The organism is Sinomonas sp. ASV486 (assembly GCF_030908215.1).
GTDB lineage: Bacteria > Actinomycetota > Actinomycetes > Actinomycetales > Micrococcaceae > Sinomonas > Sinomonas puerhi.
In genome coordinates this window covers 202,910-215,198 of sequence record NZ_JAVFJK010000007.1, presented here as the reverse complement: position 1 = coordinate 215,198, position 12,289 = coordinate 202,910, and the positions used below count along the sequence as shown (strand labels likewise).

Annotated in this window: 10 protein-coding genes and 1 pseudogene; 2 read left to right on the top strand and 9 right to left on the bottom strand. The window is 69.8% G+C overall.

Annotation, left to right across the window (positions count from 1 at the left end; all coding sequences use genetic code 11):
* The first annotated feature begins 115 nt into the window (after positions 1 to 115).
* Complete coding sequence (locus RBS60_RS12155) at positions 116 to 841, top strand: GntR family transcriptional regulator (protein WP_307957817.1); 726 nt, start codon at positions 116 to 118, stop codon at positions 839 to 841.
* A gap of 533 nt (positions 842 to 1,374) precedes the next feature.
* Here the strand turns inward: RBS60_RS12155 and RBS60_RS12150 are convergent.
* The 4 genes and pseudogenes from RBS60_RS12150 to hxlB form a co-directional block, all read right to left on the bottom strand.
* The gene (locus tag RBS60_RS12150; protein WP_307957853.1) at positions 1,375 to 1,830 is read right to left on the bottom strand and encodes a hypothetical protein; all 456 of its coding nucleotides are present in this window, start codon (positions 1,828 to 1,830) and stop codon (positions 1,375 to 1,377) included.
* Between the two features lie 68 nt (positions 1,831 to 1,898).
* A pseudogene (locus RBS60_RS12145) lies at positions 1,899 to 2,039 on the bottom strand (helix-turn-helix domain-containing protein); the annotation flags it as partial.
* 96 nt (positions 2,040 to 2,135) lie between these two features.
* Complete coding sequence (gene hxlA, locus RBS60_RS12140) at positions 2,136 to 2,759, bottom strand: 3-hexulose-6-phosphate synthase (protein ID WP_307957816.1); 624 nt, start codon at positions 2,757 to 2,759, stop codon at positions 2,136 to 2,138.
* A gap of 52 nt (positions 2,760 to 2,811) precedes the next feature.
* On the bottom strand, positions 2,812 to 3,408 hold the full coding sequence (gene hxlB / locus RBS60_RS12135; protein WP_374049271.1) for a 6-phospho-3-hexuloisomerase: 597 nt from the start codon (positions 3,406 to 3,408) through the stop codon (positions 2,812 to 2,814).
* A 135-nt stretch (positions 3,409 to 3,543) separates the two neighbouring features.
* Here hxlB and RBS60_RS12130 point away from each other — a divergent pair, with 135 nt between their 5' ends.
* Positions 3,544 to 4,821: a LuxR C-terminal-related transcriptional regulator gene (locus tag RBS60_RS12130; protein ID WP_307957814.1), complete on the top strand. Its 1,278-nt coding sequence runs from the start codon at positions 3,544 to 3,546 to the stop codon at positions 4,819 to 4,821.
* 9 nt (positions 4,822 to 4,830) lie between these two features.
* On the opposite strand, the gene RBS60_RS12125 is transcribed toward RBS60_RS12130, so the two are convergent.
* From RBS60_RS12125 to betA, 5 genes are read right to left on the bottom strand one after another with little or no spacing between them, the layout of a single operon-like run.
* Entirely contained in the window at positions 4,831 to 6,354 is a 1,524-nt protein-coding gene (locus RBS60_RS12125; RefSeq protein WP_307957813.1) for an aldehyde dehydrogenase family protein, read from the bottom strand.
* Complete coding sequence (locus RBS60_RS12120; protein WP_307957812.1) at positions 6,342 to 7,304, bottom strand: ABC transporter substrate-binding protein; 963 nt, start codon at positions 7,302 to 7,304, stop codon at positions 6,342 to 6,344. The genes RBS60_RS12125 and RBS60_RS12120 overlap by 13 nt, the downstream gene beginning before the upstream one ends.
* Positions 7,305 to 7,318: 14 nt before the next feature.
* On the bottom strand, positions 7,319 to 9,397 hold the full coding sequence (locus RBS60_RS12115) for an ABC transporter permease subunit (RefSeq protein ID WP_307957811.1): 2,079 nt from the start codon (positions 9,395 to 9,397) through the stop codon (positions 7,319 to 7,321).
* Positions 9,394 to 10,503: a glycine betaine/L-proline ABC transporter ATP-binding protein gene (locus RBS60_RS12110; protein ID WP_307957810.1), complete on the bottom strand. Its 1,110-nt coding sequence runs from the start codon at positions 10,501 to 10,503 to the stop codon at positions 9,394 to 9,396. The genes RBS60_RS12115 and RBS60_RS12110 overlap by 4 nt, the downstream gene beginning before the upstream one ends.
* Positions 10,500 to 12,176: a choline dehydrogenase gene (gene betA, locus RBS60_RS12105; protein WP_307957809.1), complete on the bottom strand. Its 1,677-nt coding sequence runs from the start codon at positions 12,174 to 12,176 to the stop codon at positions 10,500 to 10,502. The genes RBS60_RS12110 and betA overlap by 4 nt, the downstream gene beginning before the upstream one ends.
* Positions 12,177 to 12,289: the final 113 nt, after the last annotated feature.

Below are 12,289 nucleotides of genomic sequence, written 5' to 3'. Positions count from 1 at the left end.
CAGCGCGTTGTCTGGCTTGATATCTAACTAATCATCAACTGATATATTAGTTCTAGACCAGATACTATGGTGAGCATCACACCGCGGTCAACCCCTCCCGGAAGGAGCCCCCGGCATGACAAGCACCGCCGTAGCATCAGAGGCCCCAGCTCCCGGCGAGCCGCGCGACGCGCTGGCCGAGCCGACTGCAAACGGCGAGCAGGCGGCGTCGTCCGTCTCCCTCGCCGAGCAGGCGTACCTCACACTCCGGGACCGGCTCATCATGCTCGAGATCAAGCCCGGCGCCCCGATCAATGACACCACGCTCGCCGCAGAGCTCGGCGTAGGGCGCACCCCTGTGCGCGAGGCGCTCAAGCGGCTCGAGGTGGACCACCTCGTGGTCTCCTACCCCCGGCGCGGGACGTTCGCGACCGCTGTCGACATCACCGAGCTCGCCGACGTGTCGGAGATCCGCGAGCAGCTCGAACCGCTCGCAGCGCGCCGCGCGGCGCGGGACGCCTCCCCCGCGATGCGGGAACGGCTGCGCGAGACGGCTGACGCTATCGAGGCGCTCGCCGAGCCGATCGACCAGCGCGAGCTCATGCGATACGACATCACGGTGCACCGGCTTATCTACGCCGCGGCCGGCAACCCGCACCTCACCGACGCCCTCATCCGCTACGACAACCTCGCCACGCGCATCTGGTGCCTCGTCCTGGACAAGGTGCCCTCCGTCGCGGGGCACATCCAGGAGCATGCCGAGATGCTGCGGACCATCGCCGACGGCCGGGCCGAGGACGCGGGCCGCATGGCCCTCGAGCACGTCACGAGCTTCGAGGCGACGATCCGCAAGGCCCTCTAGGAAACGCAGAGGCGGCCACCCAGCCACCCGGCTACCCCCCACCCCGCCACCACTTCCGCCGAGATCACCCCGCCTGACCGCGAGATCACCCCATGGGAGCGCGAGATCACCCCATTGGAGCGCGAAGTCACCCCGTACGAGCGCGAAGTCACCCCCTCTGATCCCCAGATCACCCCGGGTGAGCGCGAAGTCACCCCCTCTGATCCCCAGATCACCCCGGGTGAGCGCGAAGTCACCCCCTCTGATCCCCAGATCACCCCGGGTGAGCGCGAGGTCATCCCCTGTGATGCCGAGATCACCCCACCCGATTCCGAACGAGGTTGGGGCGTTCCCTCAGGGCCGCCCACTCGCCCTGAGTGCTCAGATCACCAGGACCTCGCGCAACCCGACCCCCGCGCCTGGTGACCCGACCCCGCGCCCACAGATGAGTGATCCCGGGACGTCAGGCTTCGGCGCGCTTGGCTCCGTATCCGAGACGGGCGGACACGCGGGCAGCACTCTCGACGACGGCGACGGCCAGCTGCTTGGCGACCTCACCCTGGGCCCGCGATCCGGGGGCCGACGCCGTCACACAGCCCACCATGCGCCCTCGGTAGTCCCACACCGGGGCCGATACGCCGAACTCCTCGGGGGGTCGTTGCCCCGTCGTTGACCGCAATGCCCTCGGCCGCCACCGAGGAGAGCTCCACCGAGGCGAGCTTCGCATCGGCGGCCGAGGGGCCGCCGTCGCGCGCCCCCGGCATGACCACAGCGCCCGACGCGAGCAGCTCGCGGGCAGTCTCAGCAGGCAGCCCCGCGAGGAAGACCCGCACCGACGACGAAGCGAACTTGGTGTACCGCGTGCCGATGGACGCCGTGTGCTTGACCTGGTGGGGGCTCGGGACCTGTTCGACGACGATCGCCTCCTCCCCGTTCCAAACGGCCAGCGCGCTGGTCTCCCCTGTCTTCTCCGTGAGCTCCTCGAGATACGGCAGGGCGGCACGCCGCACGTCGAGTCAGCCAGGAGTGGGCCCGACAGGGCGAGGAGGCCGAGGCCCAGCCGGTACCGTCCGGTGGCCTCGTCACGCTGTACGTACCCCGCGTCCGCGAGGCCTGTGAGGATGCGCGAGACGGTGCTCTTGTGAAGCCCGATCTTCTGCGCAATCTCGGTGACGCCGAGCACGGGCTTCTGAATCGAGAAGGCCACGGCATCGGCCATCACGTACAACGCACGACGGACGCCCTGTCGCGGAGGGGACGCCTTCAAGCGTTCCTCTCAGCGACAGGGCGTCTTGACGCCTCCGCCCAGCCTGTCTCAGATAATGGCTGCCCTGAGCTCCCGCGCGGCTGCCGCCGGGTCAGCGGCGCCGTAGATGGAGCCACCGGCCACCGCAACGTCGGCGCCCGAGCGCTGCACGGCCGCGATCGTGGAGGCGTTGACGCCGCCGGCCACGGAGAACGGCACGCGGGCCAGTTCGCCGGCGGTCAGGAGAACGCTCAAGTCGTAGCCCGGCTTGGCCTGCTCGTCGAGGCCCGCGTGGAACTCGACGTACTTCGCGCCGAGCTGGCGCGCCTCCTGGGCCCGGGTGACCTTGTCCTGGACGCCGATGAGGTCCACGACCACGCCCTTGTTGTGGGCGCGCGCGGCCTTGACCGCACCCGCGATCGTCGAATCGTCAGCGCTGCCCAGGACGGACACCAGATCGGCGCCGGCCTTGAAGGCGAGCTCCGCCTCGAGCTCCCCCGCGTCCATCGTCTTGAGGTCGGCGAAGACCACCTTGCCGGGGTGCGCCTCCTTGATAGCGGTGACTGCCGAGAGCCCGGCGTTCTTCACGAGGGGGGTGCCGAGCTCGATGATGTCGACGTGCTCCGCGACCTGCGCGGCCAGGGTGAGGGCCTCGTCGACGGTGAGGACGTCCATGGCGACCTGAAGCTTCATAGTGTGTGTTTCCTTCTGTGGGTTGAGGTGGTGCGAGGATCGGGAGGTTGGGCTACTCGATGTTGGCGTGCCGGAGCCAGAGCTCCGCCGCCGGGGTCCCGTCTGCGTCCCAGAGGCTCTGGAACACGGCCTCGGTGGCCACGAGCAGCACCTGCTCGAACAGGCTCCCCGAGTACTGGCGCGAGGCGGTACCGCCGTGATCGGTCTTCCGCGCCGCCGGGATGATCACGACGGCGTCGGCGCGGGTCGCGAGGGGAGAGTGGCGGTCCGTCGTGTAGACGGCGATGCGCGCCCCGACGGCCGCAGCGGTGCTCGCCGCCTTGACAACGCCAGCGGTCGTGCCGGACCCGGAGGCGGCGATGAGCAGATCGCCCGGCCGGATCGCCGGCGTCGTGGTGTCCCCGGCGACGTGCACGTCGAGGCCGAGGTGCATGAGGCGCATCGCGGCCATGCGCAGGACGAGCCCCGTGCGGCCCGAGCCCGCGAGGAAGGCCCGGGGCGCCTCGCGGATCAGGCGGGACACCTCGGCCAGCTCCCCCCGGTGCAGCGCGCTCGCAGTGGCGAAGACCTCGCCGTGGATCAGTCCGAGGCTGTGATGGACGCCGTCGGCCGTGACCGGACGCGGCGTCGTCATCGTCTCCACGCTCATGGACACTCCTCTGCTGTACTAAGCGAGCCCCCGGTGGGCTCTACATCCAGCATCGGACCACCTGAACGGGTGAGCCACCGCCTGCTCGGGCGGCAATGCCTACCCATTCGGGCAGGTCATCCCTAGACTGGGCCGATGACCCCCGCCCCTGATGCGCTGTCCCTCCTCGACTCTGCCGCCGAGCTGGCGGATGCGCCGCTGCTGGCCATCGCGGAGAGGCTGCGAAAGGCCATCGCCCCGTATGTCGCGTGCTCGGCGCTCATTGTTTTCACCGAGGACTGCACAGGCCGGCCGCAGAAGAAGGCCGGAGCGGAGCACATCATCAGCCGCGTCACCCTCGACGAGCTCGACGCCGTCCGCTCGTCCCTCCCGGATCTCGCGCCGCGCTGGTCCGAGGAGGAGATCGCCGGCCGGGTGCGCCCCGTCCTGGCCGTCCGATCCTCGACGAACGCGCTCCTGGTGCTCACCGAGCCGTCCCCCGCGGGCGGGCGATCAGCAGCGGAGGCGATAGACGTCGTCGTGCGCCTGTGGCACCTCGCCGCGGTGCGCATCCGCGACAAGGTGGCGGAAGCGGCGCCGTCGTACCTGCGCGAGTCCCGCGCGGCATCCGCCGAGAGGGCGCGCCTCACGGCCGAGCTGACGGACCAGCACTCGACCACACTCGAGACGATGCTCGCCGCGCTGCGCTCGCCGCATCAGTCGGACGCAGCGGCGCGGCAGGCCGCCGCCGACCTCGCCGCGGGGGCTCTGGTCCGGCTCCGGTCGTCGGCGGACCGGACCGCGGCCCTGCTCGAGGAACCGGTCGCCAAGGCCTTCGAACGCCTCCAGAGCGATCTGCGCCCCCTCCAGCGGTTCAGCGGGATCGCGGTCCAGTTCGTCGAGCCGCCCGCCGACGGACGCGCGCTCCCGGGCGAGGTGGCCCACGCCGCCCGGGCTATCGTCCGCTCGCTGGTGCTGGCCATGGTCGAGCAGGACGATGTTCGCCGGATCCGGGTGCAGTGGGGCTGCGACGGGACTAACCTCCTCATCGACATCCGGGACGACGGCGAGGGGCGCCTCTCGCTCGGCGAGGACGGGATGCGTCGCATCGAGCAGCGCGTGCAGGCGCTCGACGGGGAGCTGCGTATCGAGGTCATGGCCAGCTGGGGAGCGGATGTGTTCGTGAGACTGCCCCTCGACGCGCCGATGCCCCCATCCCGCGAGGGCGCGGAATGGGGGCTGGGCGAACGCGAGGAGCAGGTGCTGGGGTTGCTCTCGGGCGGTCTGCGGAACCGTGCGATCGCCGCCGAGCTCAACGTCAGCGAGAACACCGTCAAGTTCCACCTGAGGAACCTCTTCAGGAAGCTCGGCGTCAGCTCGCGCGCTGAGGCGATCGCGGTTGCCGCGGAGGCCCGGTCGGGCACCCGCACCTGAGCATCGTCCTCAGGCGTGGGTGCCGCCGAACCACCCGCTCGGCGATGGGCTGACGTTCTGCCAGATGTGCTTCGCCTCGCGGTACTCGTCGAGCCCCGCGCGGCCCAGCTCACGGCCGACGCCGGACTTGCCGAAGCCGCCCCACTCGGCCTGCGGGACGTACGGGTGGTAGTCGTTTATCCACACCGTCCCGTGCCGCAGTGCTCCGGCCACGCGCTGGGCCCTCGACGCGTCCGAGGTCCAGACGGCACCAGCGAGTCCGTACTCGGTGTCGTTGGCGATCGCGATCGCCTCAGCCTCGTCCCGGAACGTCTCGACGGTGAGCACGGGCCCGAATGACTCCTCCCTGACCACGCTCATGCCCGAGCGGCAGCCGCCGAGCACGGTGGGCGGGTAGAAGTAGCCATCCGCGAGGCGTGGCTCGTCGGGGATGTAGCCCCCGCAAAGGAGCTCCGCCCCCTCGGCGATGCCGGCCTGGACGTACGTGTGGACCTTCTCTCGGTGCCCGGCCGAGATGAGCGGACCCGTCTCGGCCTCCGGGTCGAAGGGCCCGCCGAGCCGGATCCGCTGGGCCTTCGCGACCACCTCGGCGACGAAGCGCTCCGCGATCGTTGCCTCCACGACGAGCCGGGCGCCCGCCGAGCAGACCTGGCCCGAGTGCAGGAAGACTGCCGTCAGCGCATTGTCGACGGCGGCGTCCCAGTCCGCGTCCGCGAAGACGACGTTGGGGTTCTTCCCGCCGAGCTCGAAGGCTACGCGCTTGACGGTCTCGGCCGCGGCGGCCATGATCGTCTGTCCCGTGGCGAGGCTCCCCGTGAGGGAGACGAGATCGACGCGCGGGTCCGAGCTCAGCGGGCCGCCCACCACCGAGCCCCTGCCCGTCACGAGGTTGGCCACGCCCGCAGGGACGCCGGCCTCGGCGAGGGTCTCCATGAGCAGGATCGAGGTCGACGGCGTGAGCTCGCTGGGCTTGAGCACGAACGAGTTGCCGGCCACGAGCGCCGGGGCGACCTTCCAGGCGGCCTGCAGGAGCGGGTAGTTCCACGGAGCGATGAGGGCGCAGACGCCGACCGGCTCGTACACGACACGGCTGATGGCGCCAGCGCGCCCCGTGTCGACGACCCGGCCCGCGTCGAGCCCGGCGATCTTCCCGTAGTAGCGGAAGCACGCTGCGATGTCGTCCATGTCGTACTCTGCCTCGACGAGTCGCTTGCCCGTGTCGAGCGCCTCGGCGCGGGCATATGCCGCCTTGTCCCGCTCGAGCAGGTCCGCGACGCGGAGCATCACGTCGCCGCGCTCGATGTCGGTCATGCGCCGCCACGGGCCGCCGTCAAACGCGGCCCGGGCGCTGGCGATGGCCCGCTCCGAGTCGGCGGCGGTGGCCGAGACGACGACCGCCACCTCGCGCCCGTCCGCCGGGCACCGCACGGCGGCTGTGCCGCCGTCGTGCGCCTCGTGCCACGCGCCGCCGATATAGAGGCCCCTGATGGTGGTTGTCGTGGTGTCGGGGGCGAGGGTGGCTACTTGAGCCATGCGGCGGCCTTGTCGGGGTTGGCGTCGATCCACTTCTTGGCGGCGGCCTCAGGGGTCATGCCGTCGCGGGCGATGTAGCCGGCCACGGTGTTCTGGTCCTGGTTGGTCCAGCTGAACTTCTTCACGAGCTGGTAGGCGGGGCTGCCGGAGTTGGCGAACTTGGTGGAGGCGATCTTGTTCAGGTCGTACTTCGGGTAGTCGCAGGCGACCTTGGCTGCGTCGGCGTCACATCCGTCGGTGTAGGCGGGGAGGTTGACCTTCACGAGTGGGACCTCGGCCATGAACCACTGGGGGTCGTAGAAGTAGCCGATGAGCGGCGTGTGGTTCTGCTCGGCCTGGCGGAAGGCCTGGATGAGGGCGGGCTCGCTGCCGGCGTACACGACCTTGAAGTTCAGGCCGAGGTTCTTCACGAGGGCCTCGTCGTTCGTGACGAAGGAGGGGTCGCCGTCGAGGAGCTGGCCCTGCCCGCCGGACTCGGAGGTCTTGAAGAGGTCCGCGTACTTGTTCAGGTTCTTCGAGTCCGTGATGTCGGGGTACTGCTTGGCCATCCATGGCGGCACGAACCAGCCGATCACTCCGGTGTTCCCGGTGAGGCCGGCGTCCACGGCGGTCTTCTGCTGGGTGATGTACTTCTCGGTGAGGTCAGGGTGACCCCAGTTCTCGATGACGGCGTCCACCTCGCCGCTGCCGAAGCCCTGCCACGCGACCTCTTCCTTGAGGGTCTTGTAGTTGACGGTGCAGCCGAGCTTCTCCTTGGCCAGGGTTCCGACCACATAGGCGTCCGCCTCGTAGCCGACCCAGGGGTTGACGGCGAGGTTGAACGTGCCGCAGTTCGCTGCGCTCCCGGAGGCGGGGGACGCGGAGGAGATGTCCCCGCCGCACGCGGTCAGGCCGAGGACGGCGGTGAGGGCCAGGGCGCCGAGCGCCTTTGTCTTCGCTGTTCTATTCATGGGATCTTCCTTGATCAGGCGCTGCCGAAGCGGGCAGCGGCGTGCTGGGCGATGCGGTCGAGCATGATTCCGAGGGCGGTGATGGCGATGCCGGCGGCGAGGCCCTTGCCGAAGAGCTGGCCCTGCGAGAAGCCGGAGACCACGAGATATCCGAGTCCCCCGCCTCCGACGAGGCCGCCGACGACGACCATCGCGAGCACGTACAGGAGGCCCTGATTGGCGGCGAGGACGACGGCGGCGCGCGCCATGGGCAACTGGACCTTGGACACCATCTGCCACGTCGTGGTCCCCATCGATTCGGAGGCCTCGACGGCGACCGGGGAGACGCCCCGGATGCCGTCGGCAACGAGCTTGGTGGCGATCGGCACGCCGTAGGCGAGGGCGGCGGCGATCGCGGTGAACCTGGTGGGGCCGAAGAGGGCAAGCGCCGGGACGAGGTACACGAACGGCGGGATGGTCTGGAACGCGTCCAGCACCGGTCGGACGATCGAGTCGACGAGCCTGCTCCTGCCCATCAAGACTCCGACGGCCACCGCCGCGACGACAACGAGGAGGGTGGCGACGAGGGTCGTGGCGAGCGTCTTCATGCTCTCGTTCCAGAGGCCCGTGCCCAGGATCACGGCCTCGCACGCGAGCGTGACCAGAGCGGTGCGCCAGCGGCCGAGCGCGAGCGCGACGCCCAGGAGCACGAGCGCCATGACCCACCAGGGCGACTGCGCCAGGAGCGACTCGAGCGGGTTGACGAGCACGGCGGTCACAGCGTCCTTGAGCCAGCCCGTGAAGCCGGAGAGCGTCCCCACAGCCCATGCCGTGGCGGCCGAAACCGCCTTGGCGAGCGGCGTGCCGAGGTCGGGGGACGGCGGGAACTTCGCCAGCGCGAGGTAGGTGCGGGAGAGGTAGACGGCGACCGCGGTGAGCACCGCACCGATGACGACGGCGGCCCGTCGCCCCCGTGCGCCGCGCAGGCCCGCCGGGCCCGTGCCGCGCTGGACGCGGGCCTCGATCCCCGAGCGTTCGGAGGCGGCCGTCGTCGTGCGGTCCAGCATGATGGCCATGAGCACGATCGCGAGGCCCGAGACGAAGGCCGAGCCGACGTCGAGGGACTGGAGCGCCTGGAGCACAGGGCCGCCGAGGCCGGGCCCGTTGATGAGCGTGGCGATGGTCGCCATGGAGAGCGCGGCCATGGTGCACTGGTTGACGCCCACGACGATCGTGCGCCGGGCCATGGGCAGCTCCACCTTGGCCAGTGTCTGCCAGGCGGTGCCGCCCATCGAGGCCACGGCTTCGAGCGTGACGGGCGAGACGTTGCGGATGCCGTGCTCGGTGATGCGCACGAGCGGCGGGAGCGAGTAGATGACCGTCGTGACGATGGCCGCGGCCGGGCCGATGCCGAAAACGAGGGCCAGGGGCGCGAGGTACGCGAACGACGGGAGGGTCTGCATGAGGTCCAGCACCGGGGTGACCACGGCCGCGACCCTGGCGTTCCGCGCGGTAAGAATGCCCAGCGGGAGCCCCAGGAGCACGCAGACGAGGACGGCCACGAACGTCACGATGAGCGTGTCGATGCTCTGCTGCCAGTAGCCGAAGAAGCCGAACAGGAGCACGCACGCGGCGACCAGGAGCATCAGCCGCACACCGGCGAAGGTGAAGGTGAGCCAGGCGAGGAGCACGACGACGCCCAGCCAGCCGACCTCCGGAACCGGACGCCCCACCGAGGGCTGGCTGGCCAGATGCTGGAGGAACGCGACGGTCCCGTTGAGGCCATTCGTGATCGGCTGGACGACGTACTCGAAGAACGCCGAGTTCGCCCGGGCCGCGTCGAAGCCGTCCCGCAGGCCGTTGAACCAGACGTGGACGTCGGTCTTCTCGGCCCCTCCGAGTTCGAGGGTCTGCGTTCCCCTCAGGAGCGCCCACAGCACGAGCCACGCCGCGACGACGGCGGCGCCCACGAGCGAGCGCCAGTGTCGGCGGGTGAAGGCGCGCGGGCCGCCTGTCGGCGGGCGGGTCGCGGGTTCCGACGCCCGTTCCCTCGCGCCCCCGGGAGGGATCGCGGCGGTGTCCACCCGGTCGCAGTCGGTGGCCATCGTGCTCATGCCGCACCACCGTTGCCCACTGCGGGGGACGCCTCTTCGGCGACGACGACGCGGAGGATGTCCTCGTCGTCGACCACGCCGAGGAATCGCTCGCCCTCGTAGACGCGGACCGGGAGCGACGACTCCAGGACCTGGCGCGCTGCGTCGCGCACCACGCAGTCCGCGCGCATGGCCGGCCCGTCGAGGGACTCCCCCGCGCGGGGCGCCCGGACCACGTAGCGGAGCGTGAGCACGTGCGAGCGCGGGACGTCAGAGACGAAATCGCGCACATAGTCGTCGGCCGGGTTCGCCACAACCTCGGCTGGGGTGCCGATCTGGACGACCTCGCCGTCACGCATGATGAGGATGCGGTCGCCCAGCTTGAGCGCTTCCTGGAGGTCGTGGGTGATGAAGACCATCGTCTTCCCGACCTCCTCGTGAAGGCGGCACACCTCGTTCTGCATGTCCCGCCGGATAAGAGGGTCGAGCGCGGAGAAGGGCTCGTCGAACAGCAGGACCTGGGGGTCGACCGCGAGGGCCCGGGCCAGGCCGACCCGCTGCTGCATGCCGCCGGAGAGCTGGTCGGGGAACGAGTTCTCATAGCCGGACAGGCCGACGAGATCGACCATCTCCTGGGCGCGGGCGAGGCGTTTGGCCTTGCCTTCGCCCCGAACCTCGAGGCCGTAGGCGATGTTGTCGATGACCTTGCGGTGTGGGAGGAGGCCGAACTGCTGGAAGACCATGGCCATGTGGCTGCGGCGCATCTCGCGCAGCTTCGCCTTGCTCGCGCAGGTGACGTCCTCGCCGTCGATCGTGACGCGACCCGCCGTCGGCTCGATGAGCCGTGTCAGCAGGCGCACGAGCGTCGACTTGCCCGATCCAGAGAGGCCCATGACGACGAAGACCTCGCCGGGGGCGACCTCGAAGGAGACGTCCTTGACGGCCGCGAGGCACCCGGTCTTGGACTGGAGCTCCTTGCGCGTGAGGTGCTCGTCGGGCGTGCCGATGATCTTGTCCGCCTTCGCCCCGAAGATCTTCCAGAGGCCCTCGACCTTGAGGGCTGGTTCGGAAGGGCCGCTGGCGGCCGCGTGACGGGCGGTACTGGGTTCTAGGACACTGGCGCTCATGCTGCCTCCTCGGTTTGGCTCACGGCGTGTCGGTAGTAGGGTTCGGATTCGGGCGGGAGTGCCCGGCCGAGGATGAGGTCTGCGGCCTTCTCGGCGAGCATCATGACCGGTGCGAAGATGTTGCCGTTCGTCACGTAGGGCATGGCCGACGCGTCCACGACGCGCAACCCCTCCGTGCCGTGGACCTTCATGGTGAGCGGGTCGACGACGGCCATGGGGTCCGAGTCCGGGCCCATCTTCGCCGTGCAGGACGGATGGAGTGCGGTCTCCGCGTCCCGGGCGACCCAGTCGAGGATCTCCTCGTCCGTGCTGACGGCAAGCCCGGGCGAGATCTCGCCGCCGTTGAACGGCGCCATGGCCGGCTGCCGGAGGATCTCGCGGGAGACGCGGATCGCCTCGATCCACTCGCGCCGGTCCTGCTCGGTCGAGAGGTAGTTGAAGAGGATCGATGGGCGCCCCGAGGCATCGGCCGAGCGTATTCTCAGCCGCCCCCGGGCGTCGGAGTACATGGGGCCGACATGGACCTGGTAGCCGTGCTCGACGTCGGCCTTCTTGCCGTCGTACCGCACCGCCACGGGAAGGAAGTGGTACATGAGGTTCGGGTAGGCCACGTCGCTGTTCGACCGCGCGAACCCGCCTCCCTCGAAGTGGTTCGTGGCTGCGGGGCCCTTCCGGCCGAGGAGCCACTCGAGGCCGATGAAGGGCATGCGCCACAGGTCGAGGGATGGCTGTTGCGACACGGGAGCGAGGCATGCGTGCTGGATGTAGACCTCGAGGTGGTCCTGGAGGTTCTCCCCGACGCCCGGAAGCCCGACCCGGGGCGTGACACCGACGGAGCGGAGGTGCTCCGGTTCGCCGATGCCCGCGAGTTGGAGCAGCTGTGGCGTGTTGAAGGCGCCCCCGCACAGGATGACCTCGCCACCGCTCGCCGTGTGGTTCTGCCCGCCCCGGCGGTAGGTGACGCCGCTCGCGCGCGTTCCCCGGAACTCGATCCCGGTGACGAACGAGAGGGTCTGGACCGTCACGTTGGGCCGCGTGCGGGCCGGGCGGAGATAGCCGCGCGACGCCGAGTAGCGCTCGCCCTTGTGCACGTTGCGGTCGAACGGGCCGAATCCCTCCTGCCTGAAGCCGTTGACGTCGTCGGTACGCGGGTAGCCAGCCTCCACGGCCGCATCGAAGAAGGCCTGGAACAGCGGGTTCGTGGCGGGGCCGCGCTCGAGGATGAGGGGACCGTCGTGGCCTCGGTATGGATCCTCGGGAGCGGCCGCGAGGCAGTTCTCCATGCGCTTGAAGTAGGGCAGGCAGTGGGCGAAGTCCCATGACTCCATGCCGGAGTCTGCGCCCCATCGCTCGTAGTCCAGAGGGTTGCCCCGCTGGAAGATCATGCCGTTGATCGAGCTCGAGCCTCCCAGGACCTTGCCGCGCGCATGCGCCACCCGCCGACCCCGCATGAACGGCTCGGGATCAGACTCATAGCGCCAGTCATAGAGCGGGTTCCCGCTCGGGAACGTGAGTGCGGCGGGCATCTGGATGAACAGGTCCCACGGGTAGTCGCTTCGGCCGGCCTCGAGGACGAGCACCGTGCGGTCCCCTCCCGCGCTCAACCGGTCGGCCAGGACAGAGCCGGCGCTGCCGCCGCCGACGATGATGTAGTCGAAGTGCTTGGCTGTCATGAATGCGTGCTGCTCCTTAGAGAGTGAGCCTCGGACCTTCCCCCAGAGTCCGAGACACCGCGGTGAATTGCACAAGCTGCAACGTGATTCGGCATGCACAACAGTGAGTCACG